This window comes from Streptomyces sp. NPDC055400, from assembly GCF_053644375.1.
This window is the reverse complement of the sequence record NZ_JBSHLM010000005.1, coordinates 178,896-201,368: the sequence shown is the minus strand read 5'-3', so window position 1 is coordinate 201,368 and position 22,473 is coordinate 178,896. Positions and strand designations below refer to the sequence as shown.

Annotated in this window: 23 protein-coding genes and 1 pseudogene; 10 read left to right on the top strand and 14 right to left on the bottom strand. The window is 71.4% G+C overall.

Features of this window, described 5'->3' with window-relative positions:
- Positions 1-242 precede the first annotated feature (242 nt).
- Positions 243-1,886: a GMC oxidoreductase gene (locus ACWIGU_RS15095; protein WP_454400941.1), complete on the top strand. Its 1,644-nt coding sequence runs from the start codon at positions 243-245 to the stop codon at positions 1,884-1,886.
- Between the two features lie 39 nt (positions 1,887-1,925).
- On the opposite strand, the gene ACWIGU_RS15090 is transcribed toward ACWIGU_RS15095, so the two are convergent.
- From ACWIGU_RS15090 to ACWIGU_RS15080, 3 genes are all read right to left on the bottom strand, one after another.
- Positions 1,926-2,405 (bottom strand): carboxymuconolactone decarboxylase family protein, encoded by a 480-nt coding sequence (locus tag ACWIGU_RS15090; RefSeq protein ID WP_454400939.1) that lies wholly within the window; start codon positions 2,403-2,405, stop codon positions 1,926-1,928.
- Positions 2,402-3,490 carry an NAD(P)H-dependent amine dehydrogenase family protein gene (locus tag ACWIGU_RS15085; protein ID WP_454400937.1) on the bottom strand — a complete coding sequence of 363 codons (1,089 nt, stop codon included), beginning with the start codon at positions 3,488-3,490 and terminating at the stop codon, positions 2,402-2,404. Before ACWIGU_RS15085 ends, ACWIGU_RS15090 begins: the two co-directional genes overlap by 4 nt.
- Positions 3,491-3,627: 137 nt before the next feature.
- On the bottom strand, positions 3,628-3,933 hold the full coding sequence (locus ACWIGU_RS15080; RefSeq protein WP_454400935.1) for a cupin domain-containing protein: 306 nt from the start codon (positions 3,931-3,933) through the stop codon (positions 3,628-3,630).
- Positions 3,934-4,049: 116 nt separating this feature from the next.
- Here ACWIGU_RS15080 and ACWIGU_RS15075 point away from each other — a divergent pair.
- A pseudogene (locus ACWIGU_RS15075) lies at positions 4,050-4,456 on the top strand (isochorismatase family protein).
- Between the two features lie 29 nt (positions 4,457-4,485).
- On the opposite strand, the gene ACWIGU_RS15070 reads toward ACWIGU_RS15075, so the two are convergent.
- The 4 genes from ACWIGU_RS15070 to ACWIGU_RS15055 all read right to left on the bottom strand — a co-directional run bounded on the left by ACWIGU_RS15070 (position 4,486) and on the right by ACWIGU_RS15055 (position 9,102).
- Positions 4,486-4,836 (bottom strand): UBP-type zinc finger domain-containing protein, encoded by a 351-nt coding sequence (locus ACWIGU_RS15070; protein ID WP_454400933.1) that lies wholly within the window; start codon positions 4,834-4,836, stop codon positions 4,486-4,488.
- Positions 4,833-6,320, bottom strand: a complete 1,488-nt coding sequence (locus tag ACWIGU_RS15065; protein WP_454400931.1) for an ATP-binding protein — start codon at positions 6,318-6,320, stop codon at positions 4,833-4,835. Before ACWIGU_RS15065 ends, ACWIGU_RS15070 begins: the two co-directional genes overlap by 4 nt.
- Positions 6,317-7,993: an FAD-dependent oxidoreductase gene (locus tag ACWIGU_RS15060; RefSeq protein ID WP_454400929.1), complete on the bottom strand. Its 1,677-nt coding sequence runs from the start codon at positions 7,991-7,993 to the stop codon at positions 6,317-6,319. The genes ACWIGU_RS15065 and ACWIGU_RS15060 overlap by 4 nt, the downstream gene beginning before the upstream one ends.
- 134 nt (positions 7,994-8,127) lie before the next feature.
- Entirely contained in the window at positions 8,128-9,102 is a 975-nt protein-coding gene (locus ACWIGU_RS15055) for a threonine/serine dehydratase (RefSeq protein WP_454400927.1), read from the bottom strand.
- Here ACWIGU_RS15055 and ACWIGU_RS15050 point away from each other — a divergent pair.
- Both ACWIGU_RS15050 and ACWIGU_RS15045 read left to right on the top strand, forming a co-directional pair.
- Positions 9,095-9,292, top strand: a complete 198-nt coding sequence (locus tag ACWIGU_RS15050; RefSeq protein ID WP_454400925.1) for a hypothetical protein — start codon at positions 9,095-9,097, stop codon at positions 9,290-9,292. The genes ACWIGU_RS15055 and ACWIGU_RS15050 overlap by 8 nt on opposite strands.
- 31 nt (positions 9,293-9,323) lie before the next feature.
- Positions 9,324-10,127, top strand: coding sequence for an ABC transporter ATP-binding protein (locus ACWIGU_RS15045; RefSeq protein ID WP_454400923.1), 804 nt, complete (start codon positions 9,324-9,326; stop codon positions 10,125-10,127).
- Here ACWIGU_RS15045 and ACWIGU_RS15040 read toward each other — a convergent pair.
- Positions 10,124-10,681 carry an AAA family ATPase gene (locus ACWIGU_RS15040; protein WP_356283975.1) on the bottom strand — a complete coding sequence of 186 codons (558 nt, stop codon included), beginning with the start codon at positions 10,679-10,681 and terminating at the stop codon, positions 10,124-10,126. The two genes, ACWIGU_RS15045 and ACWIGU_RS15040, sit on opposite strands and share 4 nt — an antisense overlap.
- 146 nt (positions 10,682-10,827) lie before the next feature.
- On the opposite strand from ACWIGU_RS15040, the gene ACWIGU_RS15035 reads away from it, so the two are divergent.
- Positions 10,828-11,286 carry a MarR family winged helix-turn-helix transcriptional regulator gene (locus ACWIGU_RS15035; protein ID WP_454400920.1) on the top strand — a complete coding sequence of 153 codons (459 nt, stop codon included), beginning with the start codon at positions 10,828-10,830 and terminating at the stop codon, positions 11,284-11,286.
- A 110-nt stretch (positions 11,287-11,396) separates the two neighbouring features.
- Here the strand turns inward: ACWIGU_RS15035 and ACWIGU_RS15030 are convergent, their stop codons facing one another.
- Together ACWIGU_RS15030 and ACWIGU_RS15025 are read right to left on the bottom strand one after the other, a co-directional pair.
- Positions 11,397-12,608: an FAD-dependent monooxygenase gene (locus tag ACWIGU_RS15030; protein ID WP_454400919.1), complete on the bottom strand. Its 1,212-nt coding sequence runs from the start codon at positions 12,606-12,608 to the stop codon at positions 11,397-11,399.
- Positions 12,609-12,727: 119 nt separating this feature from the next.
- The gene (locus ACWIGU_RS15025; protein ID WP_454400917.1) at positions 12,728-13,522 is read right to left on the bottom strand and encodes an AraC family transcriptional regulator; all 795 of its coding nucleotides are present in this window, start codon (positions 13,520-13,522) and stop codon (positions 12,728-12,730) included.
- A 115-nt stretch (positions 13,523-13,637) separates the two neighbouring features.
- Between ACWIGU_RS15025 and ACWIGU_RS15020 the strand changes: the two genes are divergently transcribed.
- The 4 genes from ACWIGU_RS15020 to ACWIGU_RS15005 all read left to right on the top strand — a co-directional run bounded on the left by ACWIGU_RS15020 (position 13,638) and on the right by ACWIGU_RS15005 (position 18,148).
- The gene (locus tag ACWIGU_RS15020; RefSeq protein ID WP_454401589.1) at positions 13,638-14,093 is read left to right on the top strand and encodes a DUF2000 family protein; all 456 of its coding nucleotides are present in this window, start codon (positions 13,638-13,640) and stop codon (positions 14,091-14,093) included.
- Between the two features lie 350 nt (positions 14,094-14,443).
- A complete protein-coding gene (gene fusA / locus ACWIGU_RS15015) occupies positions 14,444-16,543 on the top strand; it encodes an elongation factor G (RefSeq protein ID WP_454400915.1) in 2,100 nt (699 codons plus the stop codon).
- A 133-nt stretch (positions 16,544-16,676) separates the two neighbouring features.
- A complete protein-coding gene (locus tag ACWIGU_RS15010; RefSeq protein WP_454400913.1) occupies positions 16,677-17,648 on the top strand; it encodes a class I SAM-dependent methyltransferase in 972 nt (323 codons plus the stop codon).
- The gene (locus ACWIGU_RS15005) at positions 17,645-18,148 is read left to right on the top strand and encodes a hypothetical protein (protein WP_454400911.1); all 504 of its coding nucleotides are present in this window, start codon (positions 17,645-17,647) and stop codon (positions 18,146-18,148) included. The genes ACWIGU_RS15010 and ACWIGU_RS15005 overlap by 4 nt, the downstream gene beginning before the upstream one ends.
- A 24-nt stretch (positions 18,149-18,172) precedes the next feature.
- Here the strand turns inward: ACWIGU_RS15005 and ACWIGU_RS15000 are convergent, their stop codons facing one another.
- From ACWIGU_RS15000 to ACWIGU_RS14985, 4 genes are all read right to left on the bottom strand, one after another.
- Positions 18,173-19,798 carry an amidohydrolase gene (locus tag ACWIGU_RS15000; protein WP_454400909.1) on the bottom strand — a complete coding sequence of 542 codons (1,626 nt, stop codon included), beginning with the start codon at positions 19,796-19,798 and terminating at the stop codon, positions 18,173-18,175.
- A gap of 53 nt (positions 19,799-19,851) precedes the next feature.
- Positions 19,852-20,511 carry a TetR family transcriptional regulator C-terminal domain-containing protein gene (locus tag ACWIGU_RS14995; protein WP_454400907.1) on the bottom strand — a complete coding sequence of 220 codons (660 nt, stop codon included), beginning with the start codon at positions 20,509-20,511 and terminating at the stop codon, positions 19,852-19,854.
- Positions 20,512-20,636: 125 nt separating this feature from the next.
- A complete protein-coding gene (locus ACWIGU_RS14990; RefSeq protein ID WP_454400905.1) occupies positions 20,637-20,990 on the bottom strand; it encodes a deoxyxylulose-5-phosphate synthase in 354 nt (117 codons plus the stop codon).
- Between the two features lie 44 nt (positions 20,991-21,034).
- On the bottom strand, positions 21,035-21,928 hold the full coding sequence (locus ACWIGU_RS14985) for a LysR family transcriptional regulator (RefSeq protein ID WP_454400903.1): 894 nt from the start codon (positions 21,926-21,928) through the stop codon (positions 21,035-21,037).
- A 120-nt stretch (positions 21,929-22,048) separates the two neighbouring features.
- Between ACWIGU_RS14985 and ACWIGU_RS14980 the strand changes: the two genes are divergently transcribed.
- On the top strand, positions 22,049-22,447 hold the full coding sequence (locus ACWIGU_RS14980) for a tautomerase family protein (protein WP_454400901.1): 399 nt from the start codon (positions 22,049-22,051) through the stop codon (positions 22,445-22,447).
- Positions 22,448-22,473 lie beyond the last annotated feature (26 nt).

The following is a 22,473-nucleotide window of genomic DNA, read 5'->3' as shown; positions in this document are numbered from 1 at the left end:
CGGGCGCCGAACAACCTGACGAAGTGTAGTAACCCGCTCGATTGTTTACATGCAGGGACTTGCCTGGATCTGTGTGACAGTGCTAACTCCTCGACGGCCGCCCGGGGCCGTCGGTGCGCCCGGGGTCGAGTGGACGCGAGTTACCTATTCGGCGCACATGAATTACCTATTCGTGTGTAGTGACTTGATGCGCGAAGGGCAGTAGAACTCGTTTCGATTCCGCCGAAAGTGAGGAACGTGCCATGAGTGGTCCCACCACGCGTGCAATCGGTTCCAGGAACGTCTCGCGACGCACTTTTATCGCTGGAACCGGTTCTATTCTGAGCGCCGCGGCGCTGTCGGCTCACGCCCCCGCGGCCCATGCCGCCCCCGCCCCCGTCGGCGCTCCGATCGACCCCGGCGCGCACGTCCGCGCCCTCGTCGTCGGCACCGGATACGGCGGCTCCGTGGCCGCGCTGAGACTCGCCCAGGCGGGCGTCGACGTCCACATGATCGAAATGGGGATGGCCTGGGACACCCCCGGCCCTGACGGCAGGATATTCGCCAACACGACCAGCCCGGACGCCCGTTCCTACTGGCTCCGGACCAAGACCAAACAGCCCCTGAGCAACTTCCTCGGCTTCCCGCTCGACAAGGACGTCCCCCGTTACACCGGAATTCTGGACGCCGAGGAAATGGGCGGGATCATCGTCTACCAGGGCCGCGGAGTCGGCGGCGGCTCCCTCGTCAACGGCGGCATGGCGGTCACGCCCAAGCGCGAGAACTTCGGCGCCATCCTCCCGTCGGTCGACGCCGCCGAGATGTACGCGACGTACTACCCGCGCGCCAACGCCGCGTTAGGCGTCGGCACCGTCGACCCGGCCTGGTTCGAGAGCGCCGAGTGCTACCAGTTCGCGCGCGTCGGCCGTAAGCACGCCCAGCGCTCCGGCTTCCCGTTCGTCTTCGTACCCGACGTGTACGACTGGGACTACATGAAGCAGGAAGCGGCCGGCACGGTCCCCAAGTCGGCGCTCGCCGGCGAGATCCTCTACGGCAACAACTACGGCAAGAAGTCACTCCAGAAGACCTACCTGGCCGAGGCCGGAGCCACCGGCAAGGTCTCCGTCTCGCCGCTGCACAAGGTGACTTCGGTCGCGCCCGCACCCGGCGGCGGGTACACGGTCGTCATCGAGCAGATCGACACCACCGGCACGACCACGGCCACCAAGACCGTCACCGCGGACAAGGTGTTCTTCGCGGCCGGCAGCGTCGGTACCAGCAAGCTCCTGGTCAAGCTCAGGGCCACCGGCGCCCTGCCCGGCCTGAACGGCGAGGTCGGCAAGGGCTGGGGCGACAACGGCAACGTCATGTGCGGCCGCGCCAACCACCTGTGGGACCCGACGGGCAAGGTCCAGGCGTCGATCCCCTGCGGCGGCATCGACAACTGGGCCGCCGGAGGCGCGTTCGCCGAGGTCGCGCCGCTGCCGACCGGGATCGAGACGTACGCCTCTTTCTATCTGTCGATCACGAACACCCCGCACCGCGCCGAGTTCTCGTGGAACGCGCAGGCGGGCAGGGCCGATCTGAACTGGCAGACGGCCTGGAAGCAGGCCTCCATCGACATGGCCAAGACGATCTTCGACAAGATCAACGCCAAGGAGGGCACGATCTACCGCACCGATCTCTTCGGCACGTACAAGATCTGGGGCGACCACCTCACGTACCACCCGCTCGGTGGCGCGGTCCTGGACAAGGCCACCGACAACTACGGCCGCCTGCACGGGTATTCCGGCCTCTACGTCATCGACGGCTCGCTGATCCCCGGCAACACGAGCGTCAACCCGTTCGTCACGATCACGGCGCTCGCCGAGCGGAACATCGAGAAGATCATCGCGACTGATCTCTAGCGGGTGCACAGCGCGGGGGCCGGCCGTGGCCCCCGCGTCTCAGGCCGTGGGCAGTACGCACACGGTGTCGAGGCCCAGCACGTGGTTGAGCCGGCCGAACGCCAGCCAGGAACCGATGCTCATGCTCAGCTCCACGATCTCGACCTGGCTGTACAGCGCGGTCATCCGGGACCAGAACTCCTCGTCCAGGCCGTGGTGGTCGAGCGCGTACCGCTCGGCGTACTCCGCCGCGAGACGGGTCCGGTCGTCGAAGGCGTCGCTGGTACGCCACTCGGTCACCGAGTCCGCGAAGGACTCCTCGACCTTCTCCCCCTCCCGGTCGGTACGCCAGTCCAGGCAGAACCGACACCCGTTGATCTGCGCGATCCGAAGCCGTGCCGCCTCGAACTCCCGCAGGCCCAGCGTCGTATGGGCGTACACGGACAGTGAGAAGTTGGCGGCCGCCGTGCCGATACCGGGGACCATGTCCCCCCAGACGTAGCCGATCGGTTCCTGTCCCTCGGGGATGTCGATGATCATCGTTGCTTCCTTCCGCGATGGCCGAGTTTTCCGACTGCGGGGCGCAGTGGGACGTCGAGCGCGTCGTAGAGGCCCGGAGCCTGGTCCACGAGCCAGTCGATGGCGTTCACGAGGCGGCCGACAGCGGTGGCGTTGCCGCCGGCCGACCGGTTCTCGCCCTCGTCCGCGGCCTCGACGGTGACCTCGATGCGCGGACGGCCCTCGATGACCACCCGGTGCGCCCCGGTGCCGTCGGGCGGCGTCGGCCAGTCCGGTGCGCAGGACGGATGGATGCGGGTGACGTGCTCGATGACGATGAGGGGTTCGCCCTCGACGATGCCCTGCACCTCGAACCGCACGGCGCCCTGGGTCCCGGCCTCGAAGTCGCCCATCGTGCGCGTGCTCACCGTGGTGTCGAGCGGGCGGCGGGCCAACGTCTCGCGGATCTCGTCGAGTTCGACCCCGAGCGCCCGCGCCATCAGCCGTATCTGCCCGCCCCACACCATGGTGGGGACGGTGTCCCACAGCATGGGCGGGTCGTAGTCCATCGGCTGGCCCATGCCGACCAGGAGCCGTACCGAGTCGGGTTGGTCGTACGTCGAGTAGTCGAAGATCTCCTGGCAGCGGATCGCGTCGACGGTGCTGCCGAGCCCGCTGACGAGGAGCGGCAGGACGTCGTTGCCCCAGCCCGGGTCGACGCCGGATGCGAACAGGGAGCCGCCGCCCTCCGCGATGGCGGCCACCACCGGATCCAGGAACTCCGGCGGCGCGCTTCGGTGGTCGTAGAGCGGATAGAGGGTGGGGGAGACGACGACGGCGCCGGACCGCAGGGCGCGGGCGATGTCGGCGAGGGCGTCGTCGGGGCGGATGTCGCCGGAGGCCGCGTACACGACGGCCCTGGGCCCGGCGGCCAGCACCGCTTCGATGTCGTCGCTCGCCCTGACCTCCAACTCCTGGTCGAGGCCCGCGAGTTCGCCCGCGTCGCGGCCGACCTTCGCGGGGTCGTGGACCAGCACGGCGACGAGCTCGAGCGCCGGGTGGGCCTCGACGGCACGGATGGCCGCGCGCCCGACATTTCCGGTACCCCAGACAACGGTCGAAATCATGCGCGGAGGGTAGCGCCGGGGCCCGAACCTTCCTAGACACATGACGAGTCTAGGAGACGCGGACAACGAGGACGGCAAGTCGATCGCGGGTTGCAAGTACCTCGTGAAGTGACCGTCGTCAGGTGACCGACGGAACGCTACGACACGGCCTTCGACGTTCCCTTGAGCTCGATCTCGACGAACGCCAGCCACGTGCCACCCGTGTTGACGACATCGTGCTCGCCGCCCGCCGGGCGCGCGTAGGACTCGCCCGCGCGCAGCTGCGACTCGGTCACCGTGCCGTCGGGGGCGAACGCGCTGATCCGGCCGTCCACCACGGGCACGACCACGTAGTCGTGCTCGTGGACGTGGCGGCCGGTACGCGTGTCGGGCTCGAAGTCCCAGCGGGTCACCCGCACCTGCTCGTCCTCGTGCTGCACGCTCGGCTTCGCGGTCGTCGTCATCGAACCTCTCCCTGCTGTCGATCATGGGGCGTCGGCGTCAACGCCCACGTCAGAGGCCTGACCGGCATCCGACGTCAGTGGAACACAGGCACGGGAGCGCGCAAAACCTTGTGGAGCTGCCCGGCGCCGACGGTCATGATGGCCGCGTGAACCGTCCTGTGGAGGCCCTGATCGTCGTGGAAGTCCAGTCGGCGTTCGTCGTCGGCGACGGGGCGGTGCCCGGCGCGGACCGGCTCGTGGAGCGCACTGGCTCGCCGGCGTGGGGGCCGAGGCGCTCGCCGTCTGCGGCGTGATGTCCGGGATGTGCGTCCAGGCGACCGCCCGCACCGCTCTCGCGCGGGGCTACCGGGTGGTCCTGCCGTACGACGCCCACGCGACGCAGAACGTCCCGGCGGCCCCCGGCATCAGCGAGGAGATCCCGGCCGCCACCGTCTCGCGGGCCGCGGCCCGGGCCCTCGGCAGCGACGCGGACACGACGACGCACTCGGCGGACGTGACGTTCACGGCCCCGGGGCGGACCTGATCCGGAGCGCCGCCCTCCAGGGAACCCGGTCAGCCCAGCAACTCGGTCCAGTTCGAGGGGACCCGGTCCGCCGGGCCGGGGGCCGACTGGGTTTCGGGATGGCTGGCGGGGGGAGCGAGGTCCGGGCCCGTCTCGATGAGCGAGGACGTGTTGTAGTCCCAGAACCAGCTCTCGCCCGGCTCGAAGCTCTGGATCACCGGGTGGCCGCTGGACTTGGCGTGTTCCGTCGCGTGCTTGCCCTGTGAGTCGTCGCAGCAGCCGATGTGGCCGCACTGCGCGCAGCGCCGCAGATGGAACCACCAGCCGCCGAGCGCGTCGCAGTCGGCGCAGCCGGTGCCGCTCGGCGGGACCGAGGGGTCGATTCCGTTCAGGGTACTCATGAAGGCTCCTGAGGGGGGTCGGGTGCGGGGTCGGGTACGGGTTCCGGGTCGGAGTTCGTGGACGTGAGGGGGAGATGTACCTGGAAGCGGGTGTCTCCGGGCTCCGACTGCACTTCGAGCTGGCCGTGGTGCTTGTTGACGACGATGCGCCACGAGATGTCGAGGCCGAGCCCGGTCCCCTCGCCCACCGGCTTGGTGGTGAAGAACGGGTCGAAGATGCGGCCACGGATGTCGGCGGGGATTCCCGGCCCGGTATCGCGGAACTCCACGAGCAGAAGGTCACGATCGAGCGCGGTGCGCACGGTCAACGTGCCCTCGCCGCCTGCGTCGTTCATCGCCGATACCGCGTTGTCGATCAGGTTCGTCCACACCTGGTTGAGCTCGCCGGGGTAGGCGGGGACCTCGGGCAGTGTGCGGTCGTAGTCCTTGACGACCTTGATGCCGTGGCCGAACTTCCCGGAGAGCATCATCAGCGTGCTGTCGAGCAGCTCGTGCACGTCGGCGACCCGGGACGGGGCCCGGTCGAGCTGGGAGTACTGCTTGGCCGCGTCGACGAGGTGGGAGATCCGTGCGGTGGAGTCCTCGATCTCGTTCATGAGGAGCTCGGTCTCGACCGTGTAGTTCAGCCACCGCACGGCGCCTTCGAGGGTCTCCTCGCCGACGGCCGACGCGACCTGGTCGAGCCAGTCGGTGTCGAGGCCCGCCTGGACGAAGTTGGGCGCCAGCTGCCAGCCGGCGGTGATCCCGTGGTCGTCCAGCCAGTCCGTGAGGGCGTCCTCGCGGTCGGACGCTTCGAGGGGGGTCAGTGCGGGAGCCTTGGACACCTGCTCGGCCGTGCGCTCCTGGATCTCGATGAGCGTCTCCAGCGTGGCCCGCCGGTACGGGCCCGCGGCGATCGCGCCGAGCTTGTGCCGCATGCCCGCGACCCGCTCCCGCAGCGACGACGTGGCCCGCGCGGCCGCGGCGGCCGGATTGTTGAGTTCGTGGGTGAGCCCGGCCGACAGTGAGCCGAGCGCGAGGAGCCGCTCCCGCTGCCCGATCCTCTGCTGGGTGCTCCGGACACCGAAGAAGAGCCCTTCCAGCAGGTGGACGGCCATGGGGAACCATTCCCGCACGACGGCCGCGAAGGTGTCGGCCGGCAGGATGAAGAACCGCGAAGGCTCCGTGACCCGCATCGAGCTGTTGTACGTCTGCGGGGCTCGGTCGCCGAGATAGGACTGGAAGGCGCCCGAGTACACACCGCGGCTGGAACTCCGGTTCACCTCGACGTCGTCGGCGCCGACGCGGCGCGACAGAACGAGCTCGCCCTCAAGGAGTACGTAGAAGCAGGTCGCCGGATCGCCCTCCGCGTACACGGGCCCGGGATCGAAGGCCTCCACGTGGCCCTCGCGGCACAGCCGGCCGAGCTGGTCCGCGTCGAGCTTCTCGAACAGGAACAGCGAGCCCAGTTCCTCGCGGCTGCACGGAACCCGGCGCCCGTTCACGACTGCTCCAGATACCGGTGTACGAGCATGACGGCCATGGCTCCCTCTCCGACGGCGGACGCGACGCGCTTGGCGGACTCGGAGCGCGCGTCCCCGGCCACGAACACGCCGGGGACATTGGTCTCCAGGTGGTACGGCGGTCGGTCGAGATCCCAGTCCGCGGGCGGCCGTCCGTCCGGGGTGAGGTCGGGACCGGCCATGATGAACCCCTGCCCGTCCCGCAGCACCGTCCCCTCCAGCCAGCCGGTCAGCGGCGCCGCCCCGATGAACACGAACAGCCATTGCGCGTCGACGAGTTCGGTGTGCCCGGTCGCCACGTCGCGCAGGGTCAGCTGTTCCAGATGACCGGAGCCGTGGGCGGCCTCGAGGACGGTCCCGGTGCGTACGGAGACGTTGGGCGCGTCCTCGATCTGCTGGACGAGATAGTGCGACATCGAGGCGGACAGCGACTGGCCCCGGACGAGGAGGGTGACGGACTTGGCACCCCTGGCCAGGAATATGGCGGCCTGTCCCGCCGAGTTCGCGCCGCCGACGATGTACACGTCGCGCCCCTGGCAGGCGCTCGCCTCCGTGAGCGCGGAACCGTAGAAGACCCCGCACCCCGTGAGTCCCGCGAGGCCCGGGGCGTCCAGCTGCCGGTACGACACACCGGTCGCGAGGATCACGCTGTGCGCGGAGACGGAGGAGCCGTCCGAGAAGAGCACGGTGCGCGCGGCGCCGTTCACCTCCAGGCCCGTCACCTCGCGGGCGGTGAGTATCTCGGCGCCGAACCTCGCGGCCTGGCGCCGGGCCCGTTCGGTGAGCTGCGACCCGGACACGCCGTCCGGGAAGCCGAGGTAGTTCTCGATCCGTGAGCTCTGGCCCGCCTGTCCGCCGGTCGCCGAGCGCTCCACGAGTACCGTCCGCAGCCCTTCGGACGCGCCGTAGACGGCCGCGCCGAGCCCCGCGGGGCCGCCGCCGACGACGACCAGGTCGTAGAAGTCGGCCGTCGGCGTCGTCGCCAGGCCCACCCGCGCGGCCAGCTCCGCGTCCTCGGGTTCGACGAGCGCGGTGCCGTCCGGGGTGATCACGACCGGGAGCCGCGAGCCGTCCTCGCCGGCGGCGGCCAGCAGACACCGGGCTTCCGGATCCTCGGACGAGTACCACCGGTACGGCACCTGGTTACGGGCGAGGAACTCCCGTACGTCCGAGGACCGCGCCGACCACCGGTGCCCGACGACCTTCGTCGTGGGCACAGGCTTGCGGTCGGTGGCCCGCCAGGTCTCCAGCAGGTCCTCCACGACGGGATAGAGCTTCTCCTCCGGCGGGTCCCACGGCTTGAGGAGGTAGTGGTCGAGGTCGACGACGTTGATCGCGTCGATGGCGGCGCTCGTGTCGGCGTACGCGGTCAGCAGGACCCGGCGCGCGCCCGGATAGATGTCGATGGCCTGCTCGAGGAACTCGATGCCGTTCATCTCGGGCATCCGGTAGTCGGCCAGGATCACCGCCACGAGGTCGCCGCGCAGCTTGAGCTCGCGCAGCGCGTCCAAGGCCGACGCCCCGGACTCGGCGCGGACGATGCGGTACGACTCGCCGTAGCGGCGCCGCAGGTCCCGGGCGACGGCGCGGGAGACCCCCGGGTCGTCGTCCACGGTCAGGATGACGGTGCGCGCTGGGCCTGCGGCCTGTGCCATTGCGTCTTCCACCCCGAACTCATCGGCGTCTCGCCCGGCCGGTCCCCGCGAGCGTGCGCGGGGGAGCGGCCGGAGAACCCCATCGTAGATTCGATCGCCCGGGATTGCGCTGGGACGCCCGCGGGGGTGCACGCTCAGGGCAGGAGGCGTGCGCTCCGCGTCAGGTCGCCGGGGTCCGTGTTCGCGCCGCACAGGATCACGGCGACCCGCTCGCCGGGTGCGGGCGTGTAGACGCCGGAGGTCACCGCCGCGAGCGCCGTGGCCGCCGCGTGCTCCACCGCGAGCCGCCGGTCGTCCCACAGGGCCTGACGTGCGGACACGATCGCCTCATCGGTGACGAGAACGGACCGCACGTGGCCCTGGCCGGCCCATTCGAGCGCCATCTCGGAGGTGCGGCGCGCGCCGAGGGAGTCCGCCGCGACCGAGTCGACCGGGACGTCGACCACTGCGCCCGCCTCCAGCGCGGAGTGCAGGGCGCAGCAGCGCTCCGGCTCCACGGCCACGACGCGCACGCCGTGCTCACGCGCAGACACGGCGATCCCCGTGAAGAGGCCGCCGCCGCCCACCGACACCAGGACGGTGTCGACGCCGGGCCGCGCCTGAACGATCTCCTCCATGACCGTGCCGGCACCGGCCGCGATCAGCGGGTGGTCGTACGCGTGCGACTCCAGGGCGCCGCTCTCGGCCGCGTACTTCTGGGAGGCCACCAGCGCCTCCGCGTACTCCGAGCCGACCTGCCGGACCGTGGCCCCCAGGCGCCTGAGCCGGTCGACCTTCACGGCGGGCGCCGTCTCGGGGACGAACACGGTGGCCCGGACCGAGTGGCGGGCCGCGGCCCAGGCGCAGGCGAGCCCGGCGTTGCCCCCGGAAGCGATGACGACGCCCGCGTCCGGCATCAGGCCCGCCTCTATGTGGCTGCTCACGAAATTGAAGGCGCCGCGCGCCTTGAAAGACCCGGTGTGCTGCATGAACTCCAGCGCCAGCCAGCCTTCGGCCTCGCCGAACGCACCGTCGAACGCCCCGTCACCCAGGGGAGCCGGCACGAGCGGGCGCGTGTGCCCCACGATGCGGTCGGCCGCGGCCTGTACGTCGGTGAAGGCAATGGTCACGAGCTTCTCCTCGGATGTGCGCGTGGTGACTGGTGGTGACAACCCTACGAAGACGCTCGGCCTGGGCGGCACGGCGAGCGTGCTCGTCGACGCCACGGTCCTACGACTGCTGCTGGTGCCCGCGGCGACGACGCTCCTCGACCGGTCCACGAACTGGACGTCTCCGCGTTTGAATGCCGTGTGCAGCTAACCTTTGCCGGTCCATTCGACAGGAGGCGTCAGTGAGCAACGGACGGATCGTCGCCGCCCTCGACGGGGCCTGCGTGCGCAGGTTCACGACGGGCCAGGTCATCCTCGACGACATCAACTGGACCGTGCGCTCAGGCGAACACTGGGCCCTGCTCGGTGCCAACGGCGCCGGCAAGACCAGCGTGCTCCGCCTCATCGGCGCCCTGATGCACCCCACCACCGGCACCGTCGAGGTCCTCGGCCACCGCCTCGGCAAGGTCGACGTACGCGAACTCCGCGCGCACATCGGCCTGGTGTCGAGCGCGCAGCGCGTGCCGCAGGACCTCACCGGGCACACCGTCGTCCTCACCGGGCACACCGGCACCGTGCAGCCGCTGTGGCGCAAGTACGACGCCGACGTGCGCGAGCGCGCGCACATGCTCCTGGCCGAACTCGACATCAAGGAACTCGCCGACCGGCCGTACGGCGTCTGCTCCGGCGGTCAGCGGGCCCGTCTTCTCATCGCACGCGCGCTGATGGCGGACCCGTCCCTGCTCCTGCTCGACGAGCCCTTCAACGCCCTCGACCTGCCCTCGCGCGAGGACCTCATCGACACGATGCGTCAACTCGCCGAGGGACGCCGGGAGTTGGCGACCATCACCGTCACCCACCACCTGGAGGAGCTGTCGCCGGCGATCGGCCACGCGCTGCTCCTGCGCGACGGCCGGGTTCTCGCGGGGGGCCGGGCCGACGAGGTGCTGACGGCCGCCCGGATGACGGAGTGCTTCGGCCGCCCCATCGAGGTGTCACGCCACGGGGGCCGCTGGCTGGCCCGCTCGGGCACGGCGGGCACCTAGACCCACCCGGTGACAGGCGGCCGGTCGCCCCAGCCGGTTGCCGCCAGTACCTCGTGGGCGATGTCCGCGACCGTGCGCCCGTCGGTCGCCACCCGTAGGGTGTCCGCGGGGGCCCGCTCGTCCAGGAGGCGTGCCTTGCGGGCGCTGCCCCGCAGCTCCGTCTCCAGCTCCGACCCGATCTCCCGGGCGGTCAGCCGCTCTTTGGCGGTGGTGTCGGAGGCGGTGAGCAGGACCCGTACGACCCGGACGCCCGCTCCCATGGCGCGTTCGAACATGCCGGCCGCTTCGGGCAGCACACTGACCGTGTTCGTGTAGATGAGGCGGCGGTAGCCGCGCCGGGAGAAGTTGCTCCACACGGCCGTCAGATTGTCCTCGGTGACCCCGGCCCGGTGCGGGTCGCCCTCCGGCGCCGGATGCACCTGCCCCATGAAGTCGCCCTCGATCACGGCGTGCGACACCTCCATGCCGCGCAGGAGGGCCGACACCTCCCAGCCCACGGTCGTCTTGCCGACACCGGCCCGTCCGCCGAGAAGCAGCACTTCCGCATCACTCATGAGAGCAGGGTGACAGGGCGCGGCGGTCTCGCGCGATCCGAAAACGCGCGATCTTTTGAGCCGCGAGCCCTGGACCTCAAGTGTGGTTCAGTTTCTAGGCTCGGATGCACCGAAGGATCGTGTGCAGCGGACGGAGCGAACCAGCCATGGAGTACTCGCACAACGACGCGGAACTGATCCAGCAGCCCATCGGCTACTGGGCCTGGGCCGCCTACAAGGCAGTAGTCGCCCGCACCAGGGGCGCCCTCGCGGAGAAGGGCACCACCCAGCCGCAGTGGTGGGTCCTCGCGCAGGTCGCACGGGCCGAGCGCGTCAAGACGCGGGGTGAGGTGTCCGAAACCCTCAGTGGCTACCTCGACGCGGGAGAGGTAGTCCTGGCAGAGGAGATCGACGCGACGATCGCCCGCGGCTGGCTCACCGAGGACGCCGAGGGACGGCTCTCGCTCACGGCGGCGGGCAAGAACTCCTTCGACGAACTGGCCGCACTCCAGGAGGAGCTGTGGGCGGAGCGGCACGCGGGCGTCTCGGACGAGGAGTATCTGACCACCCTCAAGGTGCTTCAGCGCTTCATCCACAACACGGGCGGGCACGCCTGGCACCACTGACGGCGGCCGGGCGGTCCGGCCGCCGCACACGCCGTCGAAGACACGGGCCTGAGCCGTCTCGCCGACTGCCGTGAGCTTCTGAGCTTCTGGCGCCTCTGACTCGAAGTGTCTTACCCGCGCGCGCAGTTGCGGTGCTGGAGGGTGCGGGCGAGGCGGGGGCCCAGCCACTGCTTGAGTCTGCGCAATGACTGCAACTGGTCGGCGGCCTGGTCGATCCGGTAGTAGAGCTGGGGCGGGATGTGGGGGAGCAGCGGAGAGTGCCGCTGGCCGAGCAGGGCGAACATGTGGGCCGGCGGGAGATGGATGTAGCGGGGGAGGTTCTCGTACCACTGGGCGCTGTGCCGGGCGGCGCTCTGCACGGACAGCAGCTCGCTCTTGCGGGTGTGCTCGTAGCGGGAGAGCGCCGGCCGGATCGTCTTCGCTTCGGCGAGGGAGCTCGCCAGCACCATGGCGTCCTGCATCGCGAGCGTCGTGCCCGCTCCGATGGAGTAGTGCGTCGTGTGCGCGGCGTCGCCGAGCAGCACCATATTGCCGTGCGACCAGGTCCGGTTGGTGAGGGTGCGGAAGGTCTGCCAGGGGGCCGGGCCGCCGTGGTCGCTGCGGCCGACGAGGGCGTGGCCGTCGAGGAGCGAGGCGAAGATGGCCTCCAGGCGGCGCAGGGCCTCCGGCTGGGGCAGGCGGTCGAGTTCGAGGCCCTGCCAGGTCTCCTTGGAGCACTCGACGACGCAGGTGCTGTGCTCGTCGCTGTACCCGTAGGCGTAACACCAGATCCAGCCGTGCGCGGTCTGCGCGAAGGCGAAGGTGAAGGAGCGGAACACCTTGGTCGTGCCGAGCCAGAGGTACGGGTTGCTGCCCAGGGTGGTCTGCGTGCCGAAGTGGCCGGCGTGGCGGTCGCGCATCCGGCTGTTGGCGCCGTCGCCGGCCACGACCAGGTCGGCCTCGGGCAGTTGCTCGCGGTCCGCGATCTCGTGGCCGTACTCAAGGGCGACGCCGAGGGACTCCGCGCGGCGGGCGAGGATGTCGAGGAGCCTGTGCCGGCCGATGGCGAAGCCCTCGTCGCCCTCGTGGGTCGTGGTGCGCTGCCCGACATGGGCGACCCCGTCACGCCAGCGGAGGGACCCGTCGCTGATCGCGGACGCGGAGTGCGGGTCGTGGCGCCTGAGCCGCTCCAGCATGTCCGGCCAGTAGGTGACGCCCCAGCCGTAGGTGGAGCCTTCCGGGTTCCGTTCGAAGACGGTGATGTCGTGCGAAGGAGCCTGGAGCTTCAGCAGAATCGAGAAGTACAGGGCGGCGGGACCTCCACCGACACAGACAACCTTCACGCGCACTCCCAGGGTCTTGTCGCGGCCCGGCATCGGCGCCCGGCGGCATCCGTGCAACGACGGTAGGGGGAAGTGGTTCCGCGAACGTGTGCAACACCCCCTGAATGCAGCCGAAGCACTCAGGGAGCGGTGCGGGCGTAGCGGCCGGGGGTGGTGCCGAGTACGCGCTTGAAGTGCCGGGTGAGGTGCGACTGGTCGTAGAAGCCGGCGGCGGTCGCCACTTCGCCCGGGGGCTGCCCGCCGAGGAGCAGGCGGCGGGCCAGATCGACGCGGCGCGACATCACGTACTGGTGCGGCGGGATGCCGAAGGCGCCGCTGAAGGCGCGTACGAGATGGGTCGGGTGGGCGTGCACGAGACGCGCCGCCTCGTCCAGGGCGATGCCGTCCAGGAGCCGTGCGTCCAGGAGGTCCCGCAGGTCGTGGGCGACGCCCCGGCCGGGCCGCTCGGTGCCGGGGGAGCCGGGCCGCAGGTGGGTGCGCAGCCGTTCGCCGATCAGGGCGAGGCGGCTCTGCGCCTCGAACTCGTCGCCCCGGTGCTCGAGCGCGCTGTGGAGCTGGCCGACTCGGGTGCGCAGGACGGGGTCGGTGAGGTCGGGCCCGTCCACCGCCGCACCGATGAAGGACTCGTCGAGCTGCGTCATGTCGAGGTAGAGGACGCGCTTGCGGAACCCTTGTGCGGTGGCGGGCGACCCGTTGTGCGGGACACGCGGCGGAAGCAGGCTGACGGTGTCGTTCGGCGTGCCGCGCTCGTGGCGGTCCAGGTGGTAGCGGACCGCGCCGTCGTCGACGATCAGCAGCGTCCACGCGTCGTGGACGTGCATGGGGTACGCGTGCTCGGTGAAGTGGGCGTGGAACACCTCCACGACACCCGCGACCTGCGGGCGCCATGCGGAGATCTCCGGCCGGGGCACCATGCAAGGAACGTACAAGACCTGACCGGGGTGGACAGCGCAGTCTCGAAGCATGAGAACGATGGACGAGATCCCCACCGACACCGCGATGCAGACACCGACACCGACGGCGGCGTCGATGTCGACCCCGGCCGGGTCGGATGACCCTTCCGGCCGCGCGCCCGTCCGCTTCGACACCAAGATCGCCGTCCTCCTGCGCGACGACCTGGAGCCCTGGCAGCGGCTCAACGTGACCGCGTTCCTGGTCAGCGGGCTCGGTACGACGGCGCCCGAGGTGGTCGGAGCCCCGTACGAGGACGCCGACGCGACCACATACCTGCCGATGTTCCGCCAGCCGGTGCTGGTCTTCGAGGGGACGAAGCAGACCCTGACCACGGCGCACGGACGCGCCCTGTCCCGCTCGCTGCCGACAGCGGTGTTCACGGCGGAGCTGTTCGGTACGGGCAACGACGGGGACAACCGTGCGGCGGTCCGGGCGGTGCCAGCCGACCAGCTGGACCTGGTCGGCATGGCCGTGTACGGCGCGCGGGGCGCCGTCGACAAGGTCCTCAAGGGGGCACGGATGCATCCCTGAGAGAGGCGCCTCCGGGCTTTTTAATCGGGTGCCCGGCAAGAGCCCGGTTCCCTACACTCGCCACGTATCCACGCCGCTGCCCCACGTCGCAGCGCGCGCCGTGACAAGTGAGGGGAGCCGGGCCGTGCGTCACCGCACCGCTGTCGTCGTTCCCCGGTCACGGTTCGAGGTGATCCTGGTGTCTCGGTGTGCCCGGCACCGGCTGCGCGGCCGGTACCGGACCCCCGCGACGAACATCTGACACCTCGCGTGTCCGCACGACCCTGAACCGACCCTTCGGCAGGGCCCGTTGCGTTGTACGTCCGGCGATCGCGCTGCCTCTGTGCGGAACCACCCGAAAGGCCACAGGCGTGCGTACCGACCTGCACCGTCATGACACCGACCCCCTGACCGCCGTCCGCAACGTGGGCATCCTCGCCCACGTCGACGCCGGCAAGACCACCGTCACCGAACGGATCCTCTACGTCACCGGCGCCACCTACAAACGCGGCGAAGTCCACGACGGCACCACCGTCACCGACTTCGACGTCCAGGAACGCGAACGGGGCATCACCATCTCCGCCGCGGCGGTCAGCTGCGCCTGGGACGGGCACCGGATCAACCTGATCGACACCCCGGGCCATGTCGACTTCGCCGACGAGGTCGAGCGCTCCCTGCGCGTGCTGGACGGCGCGATCGCGGTGTTCGACGCCGTCGCGGGCGTCGAGCCGCAGAGCGAGTCGGTCTGGCGTCAGGCCGACCGGCACGGTGTGCCGCGGATCGCCTTCGTGAACAAGCTCGACCGTGCCGGTGCCGACCTGGACACGGCGGTCGAGTCGATGCGCCGGCGCCTCGACACGGTCCCGATGGTGGTCCAGCTGCCGGTCGGCCGCGAGGACGCGTTCACCGGTGTCGTCGACCTGATCCGCATGCGGCTTCTCGTGTGGCGAGAGGGCGGCGACACGTACGAGGAGGGGCCGGTACCGGCAGAGCTGCTCGAGGAGGCGCGGCGGCGCAGACGGCTCCTTGAGGAGACGGTGGCGCAGCTCCATCCCGGCGCGCTGGAGGAGTTCTGCGACGGATCGGCCCTGTCCGCGGGGATGTTGACGGCGGCGCTGCGTGATCTGACGCGCAGTGGTGAGGGCGTCGTCGTGCTGTGCGGTTCGGCGTACCGCAACCGCGGTGTCGAGCCGCTCCTGGACGCGGTCGTCGCCTACCTGCCGTCACCGCTCGACGTGCCCGCGGTCCGCGGTGTCGTCGGCGACGACGAGCAGGAGCGTGTCTGCGATCCGGCGGCGCCGCTGGCCGCGCTGGTGTTCAAGGTGCAGGCGACCCCTCGCGGGCGTCTGACCTATCTGCGGGTGTACTCGGGAACGGTTCGCAGGGGAGAGGCGGTGTGGGATGCGGGCGCCCGGCGTACGGAGCGGATCGGCCGGATCCTGCGCGTCCAGGCGGACCGGCACACCGAGGTCGAGCACGCGGTGGCCGGTGACATCGTCGCGGTGGCCGGCGTGAGGACCGCCCGCAGCGGCGCCACCCTGTGCGCGCCCGGCGCGCCTGTCGTCCTCGAACCGCCCGCGGTGGCCGAACCGGTCGTCTCCGTGGCCGTCGAGGCACGCAGGAACGCCGACAGCGCCCGGCTGGTGTCCGCGCTGGCACGACTCGTGGAGGAGGATCCCTCGCTCGTGGTCAGGACCGACCGCGAGAGCGGCCAGACGGTGCTGTCGGGCATGGGCGAGCTGCATCTGGAGGTGGCGGTCGAGAAGATCCGCCGGGCGCACGGCCTGGAGGTCGGTGTCGGCAGGCCGCAGGTGGCCTACCGGGAGACGGTCTCGCGCGGGGTGTCCGGACTGGTGTACCGGCATGTCAAACAGGAGGGAGGAGCAGGCCAGTTCGCGCACGTCGTCATTGATGTGCAGCCTCTGCCGGTGGCGCAGGACGGTACGGGCGACGGCGCGCCGGAGTTCGAGTTCCGGTCGGTCGTCACCGGCGGACGCCTGCCGCGGGACTACGTGCAGGCCGTGGAGGCCGGATGCGGGGACGCCCTGAGCGAGGGCCCCCTCGGTGGCCACCGCGTCACCGGGGTACGGGTCACGCTCACCGACGGGTCCACGCACCCCAAGGACTCCTCCCCGATGGCGTTCCGCACGGCCGGCCGCTTCGCGCTCAGGGCCGCCTTCCGGGCGAGCGTCATGGCGCTCCTCGAACCGGTGGTCGAGGTCACGGCCACCGTGGCCGAGGACGCCGTGGGCGGAGTGCTCGGGGACCTGGCCGCGCGCCGCGGCCAGATCTCCGCCTCCGCGATGCGCGCCGGCACCGCGGTCGTCACGGCGACGGTGCCGCTGGCCGAACTGTTCGGCTACGCGTCCCAGTTGCGCGGCCGGACCCAGGGCCGGGGCACGTTCACCAGCCGGGCGACCGGCTACGCCCCGGTGCCGGGTGCGGTGACCGACCAGGTGGTTTCGCGGTAGCCACGAGAGCGCAGGCCCCGTCCGTTCCGAGGACGGGCGGGGCCGTCCGGCCGTCGCGCGCTTGAGCTTTCGGGCCGGAGGTGCCTCCCAGGGCGTCGCGCCGACGGCCTCCCCGGCCGCGTACCTTCTCCCTGTGCAGCTCATCGAGATATCCGATCTGGTCGTGGACCACGACCCCGGCACGCGCGCACGCCTGCCGGTGCGGGGCGCCGACGTCGTCGCGCGGCTCGCCGCCGCCGGGGACCGCAGCGGCGCCCGTATCGCCGCCGGGCTGGCGTGCGACGACGACGGGAACCTCGATCCGCTCGCCGTGGACCGCCGGCTCGTCGCCGTCCACACCGAGCTCCAGCGGCTCAGCGAGGAACTGCGCCTCGGCGACCGCATCGCCGAACTCCTGCGTCCGCTGCTCGCCGTGATCCGCGCGGCCGGGCGGACCGACGGTCCGCTGCGCGTGGTGGACATCGGCTGCGGGCTCGGCTACCTGGTGCGCTGGCTGGCCGCGTCCGGTGCCCTCGGCCCGGATGTCGACCTGGTCGGCGTGGACTTCAACGCGGCCCTGGTCACCGAGGCCGGGCGGCTCGCCCGCGCGGAGGGACTGCCCTGCCGGTTCGTGCGGGGTGACGCGTTCGCCCTGGACGAGCCCGCCACCGTGTACGTGTCGACGGGCGTCCTGCACCACTTCCGGGGCGATGACCTCGACGCCTTCTTCGCCGCCCAGGCCACGCCGGGCACGGCCGCGTTCTGCCACTTCGACATCGCCGCCACCGGTCTCGCCCCGATCGGCGCGTGGGTCTTCCACCGGGCGCGGATGCGGGATCCGCTGGGCCGCCACGACGGCGTGATGTCGGCCCGCCGCGCCCACGACGACGAGACACTGCTGGCCGCCGCCGCCCACGCCGACGGTATGACCCCGCTCGTGTACGAACCACGCGGACGCAGCAACCCGTTCTGCACCACACTGCGACCCGTCATCGGCGTACGCCCGGACCTGCTGCCGCCGCTGCGGGCCGAGCTGGGACCCGGTCCGTCGGGCCGCCTGGTGGGGCCTTCGGACAGCGGGGGCGTGACGCGCCAGGGGGTTTCGGCGGGGGAGGGCGCCGGATGAACACCGTCCTGCTCGCCGCTCTGGCGCTCGTCGACGCGGCTTTCGCCGGATTCCGCGCCTACACCGGGCGGGACGGGCGCATCCGCAAGTCGGGACGGGCGCTGCTCGCGGCCCGCCGCGGTCTCACGGTCGGCGCCCCGGCGCTGCTGCTGAGTACGGCCCTTGCCGTGGCGCTGCTCGTCACCGCGGCTGACCGGGGCGCGCGCTACGCCCAACTCGACGCCGCCGCCCACCGGATGCTCCTGTGCTACGCGCCGTACGCGGTGATCGTCGCCCTGAGCCTGGGCTGCTACCTATGGGGCCCGTTCCGGGCGGGCACCCTCGCCGTGGTCGTCGGCCTCGGGCCGCTGACCCTGGTGCGCCCGCTGGTGGTGCTCGCCGGGGCGGTCGCGGCCGCGTGGGGTTCCCTTCCGGCGGCCTCGGTGGCGGCGGTCGCGGCGGTGGGGGTGCTCCTGGTGGAGCCGGTCGTCCACCGCCGCTGGTACGGAGAGCCGGTGTGAGCGGCTCCCCGTACCCGTAGACAACTACAGACTCGCGTCGCGGAATGTAGGGCGGCCGTCGAGGACCGTGAGCAGCACCGGCAGGTCGGGCAGCGCCATGTCCGCCGTGGTGAGCGGGTTGTCGGCGAGAACGGTGAGGTCGGCGAGGTAGCCGACGGCGATCCGCCCCGCCTCGTGCTCCTCGCCCGCCGCATAGGCCGCGTTGGCCGTCAGACCCTGGAGCGCTTCGAGCGGCGTGAGCGCCTGCTCGGGTCCGTGCGGGTCCTGACTGAGGTCACGGCTCGGGCGGCGGTGGCGCGCGCCCGCCATGACCCCGAGCGGCGGATACGGGGCGATCGGCCAGTCGGAGCCGAGGACCACCGTGGCGCCCGAGTCCTGCAGATCGCGACAGCGCCAGGCGCGTGATGCGCGCTCCTCACCGAGGCGGCGCGACCAGTTGTCGGTGTGGTCGGCCCGGGTGAAGTCGCAGCAGTGGGTGGGCTGCATGGACGCGATGACGCCGAGTTCGGCGAACCGGCCCAGGGTGTCGTCGGGCACGGTCTCGATGTGCTCGACCCGGTGACGCACCCCGCGCCCGCCGGCGGCTTGCGCCTTCTCGACGGCATCCAGGACATGACGTACGGCGGCGTCGCCGATCGCGTGGGTGGCGGTGGGAACCCCGGCGCGGTGGAGCTCGCCGACGATCCGCGAGTAGACCTCGGGGTCCGGCCAGAACGCGTGGGTGGACTCGCCGTGGCAGTCCGGGCGTTCCAGCCAGGCCGTGCCGTTGTCGATGGTGCCGTCCATGAAGATCTTGACGCCGTCCGTCCGCCACAGCGCGCCGCCGGCGCCCTGCTGCCGGATGAGCGCCCGTACTCCCTCGGCGTCGGTACCGGGCTGGCACCATGGCGCGACCCGCAGCCGGAGCGCGAGTTCACCCGCGGCGTCGAGCTCGGAGAAGAGGGCGAGGCTGTCCCCGTTCGCGTCCATGACGTGACCGCCGGTGAGACCCGAGGCGGCCATGGCGCGCAGCGTGGCGGCGAGCCGGTTGCGGCGCTCCTCCCGCGTGGGCTGCGGGGCGACGCGTTCCACGAGCTCGCAGGCGGCGTCCTCCTGGAGCAGACCGGTGGGACGGCCCTGCGCGTCGCAGACCACTTCGGCGGAGGCCTGGTCGAAGGTGCGCGGGCCGTCCACCCCGGCCAGTTCCAGCGCGCGCCGGCTGGCCAGCATGGAATGGGCGTCGAACAGGAGCAGAAGGGCCGGTACGCCGTCGAGGACGGAGTCGAAGGGGGCGATTCCGACGGGCCGGTCTCCGAAGACGTTCGGGTCGAGCCCCCAGCCGTGCAGCCACGCCCCCGGCGTCAGCTTCCGCACCTCGGCGGCGAGCGTCGCACGCACGCCTTCCACGTCCGTGCAGTCCGACAGGTCGAGCCCGTGCGTCAGTTCGGCACCGGAGACGGGGTGGAGGTGTCCGTCGACCAGGCCCGGCGTCACCACGGCGCCCTTGAGGTCGATCACCGTGGTCGAGGAGTCCACGTGCTCACGTATGCCGCGGTCGTCACCCAGGGCGGAGATCCGGCCGCCGGACACGGCGAGGGCCGTCTGCGGCAGGAACGCGCCGGTGACCGGGTCGAGCAGGCGGGCGGAGAACAGGACGAGCGGGGTGGGCACGGCGGCTCCTTGCAGGGCGGGTGGGTGGTGGCCGGGGAGGGGAGGGCCAGGTCCTAGCCGGTGGGTGACGCCGTGAGCGATGCGCCGGTTCTGGTGAGCGTCCCGTTCGGAAGGCCGAGTTCGCGTTCCGCCGTCGTGGCGGCCATGCGCGACACCGCGGCGGGGCGGTTGCTCGTGTCGGTGTTGGCGTGCGCTCCGAGGCCGTCGAGCACCACCAGGATCTGAATGGACGTCACATACGGGTCGTCCGTACGGAATTCGTTCCGGTCGACGCCCTCCCGGATCAGGCCGGTGAGCCGCTCGCGCCAGGCCGCCTCCTGCTCGGCGACCCGGTCGCGCAGGACGGGCCGGTAGCGGCTGAGGTGGCGCGCGTTGATCCAGAGGCGGCTGATGTTGTCGTAGGGCGCGCCCGTCGCGCGCGCGAAGAACCACCCCAGGTGCAGCGTGGGCATCCCCTGGGTCCGCTCGGCGGGCAGCAGGCTGTCGAGCTCGGCGCCGGCGGCGCTGCCGAAGGCCTCCGCCACGAGGTCGTCCGCCGCGGGGAAGTAGTGGCTGATCAGCCCGGGGCGGACGCCGAGCTCCTCGCCCATCCGCCGCAGAGTGACGCACTCGAGCCCTTCGGCGAGGGCTACCGCGGCGGCCGCGTCGACGATCTCCGCACGTCGGGCGGCCGGCGTCTTCCGAATTCGCTTGTGCTGGACGCGTGACGGCATACCCGGGATATTATTGAGTGTGTGACCAATAAGCAAGCCCGTGGCCGGTCAGGGGGTCACCGGATCACCCCCGGCGCGGCGGCCGTCGCGCTCTGCGCCCACGCCGCTCGACACGACGGCACCCGTCAACGCCGACCGGGCCCGCCGATCCACGGCACGTCATACCGCGTGAGCGCGCGGGCGACGGGCTCACCGGACCGCTCGGCGTACGCGAGGCGCTCGCGCACCTCACGCGGACTGCGGGGCCGGAACCCCGGGCCGCCGCAGCAGCTCTTGTGGAAGCCCACGCCCGCGTTCAGCAGGACCGTGAGCGCCCGCCACGCGGCCGTGTCCCGGCGGCGCGGCGCGGCGAACGCCGACCCCGCATGGATCATCGGCTCAGCACAGCGCGGACAGATCCGCTCCCTGCCCCGGTCGTAGGCCTGCTTGTACGAGACCCGGCAGGGCAGGCACACGTATGAAGTCTTCCCATGGGTCATGCGGCCACAGTTATCAGCACCGTCCGTGGCTTCGACGGAATTCTTCAGCCCGCGTGTGCGACCGGCGTGGCACCGGAAGAGGCGAGATGCTCCAGGGCGGACTCCGCCAGGGTGCGGATGGCCGGATGCCAGGGGCGGGCGCGGGGTCCGGTCAGTACGAGGCGGCGCGAGGTCTGAGGGTGCACCGGCAGCAGCGCCAGGTCGGGCGGGATCAGGGAGCGGGACACCTCCGACAGGACGGTCACGCCGATACCGGCCTGCACCATGCTGATCAGGGTCGCCAGATCCCGTACACGGTGCGTGGGTGTGAACCTCAGCCCGGCGAGACGGTGGATCGTCCGGATGCGGTCCTCGCAGCCGTTGGGCGAGATCAGGAACGGATCGTCCTCCAGGTCGCGGATGTCGACGACCGGCTCGCCGGCGAGGGGATGGTCCAGGGGCAGCACGGCCCGGTAGCTGTCCGCGGCGAGCTGGATGCCCCGGCCCGGGGGAGGGTCGATCAGGATGGCGGCATCGGCCGTCCCGTTCTCCAGCCAGGCGGCGATCTCGGAGCTGTCCCCCTCGAAGACGCGGACCGTGATATGGGGCTGGCCCTCGCCCCAGTGCCGCAGCAGGCCGGGAATCAGACCCTGGCAGACCGTCGGTGTGGCGGCGAGCCGTACCGTGCCCGTCATCGCGGCGGCGTCCGACGCGAGTTGCTCCACGGACCGCGCCGCCGCCACGGCGGTCCGGGCGTGCGGCACGACCCGCTCGCCGAGCGCCGTGGTCCGCACCGGGACGGCACGCACCAGCAGCGGAGCGGTCAACTCGCGTTCCAGGGACGCGACCGCGTGCGACACCGCCGACTGGCTCAGCCCGAGTTCGGCCGCCGCCGCGCTGAAGCCCCCCGCGTCGACGACGGCGAGGAACGCCCTCAACTGGGAAAGGTTCACGGTCATGCGGGGGCCTCATATACCTATGACACGTATGCGTTGGATCAATGGTGCCAGGTCGGGTGAGTCTTGGTCCGTGCCGCCGGCTCCGGCGGACACACTCCTCCCACCTGCTCAGGAGAAGCCATGCCTTTCATCCGTGTCACCGTCACCGACCCCGCGCTCCCCGCCGGCGTCCGGCGCACCCTCGCCGAGGGCCTGACCGGCCTGGCGGTGTCGGCACTGCGCAAGTCCGGCGCGCGGACCATCGTGCACGTCGACCTGGTTCCGGCCGAGCGCTACTACGTGGACGGCAGGCCGCTGACCGATGGCCTCGACGCCCATGTCGAGGCCACCGTCACCGTCGGCACGAACAGCGCCGCGGAGAAGGCCGCGTTCATCGCTGAGGCGGGTGAGCTGATGACCAAGACCCTGGGCCCGCTTGCCCGTTGCGGGGTGGCGCTGCACGAACTGCACCCCGAGAGCTACGGCTACGACGGCGTGACCCAGTTCGACTTCTACCGCCGGCAGGGCGCCCGGCGATAGACGCAAGAACGGCCCGCGCTCACGTG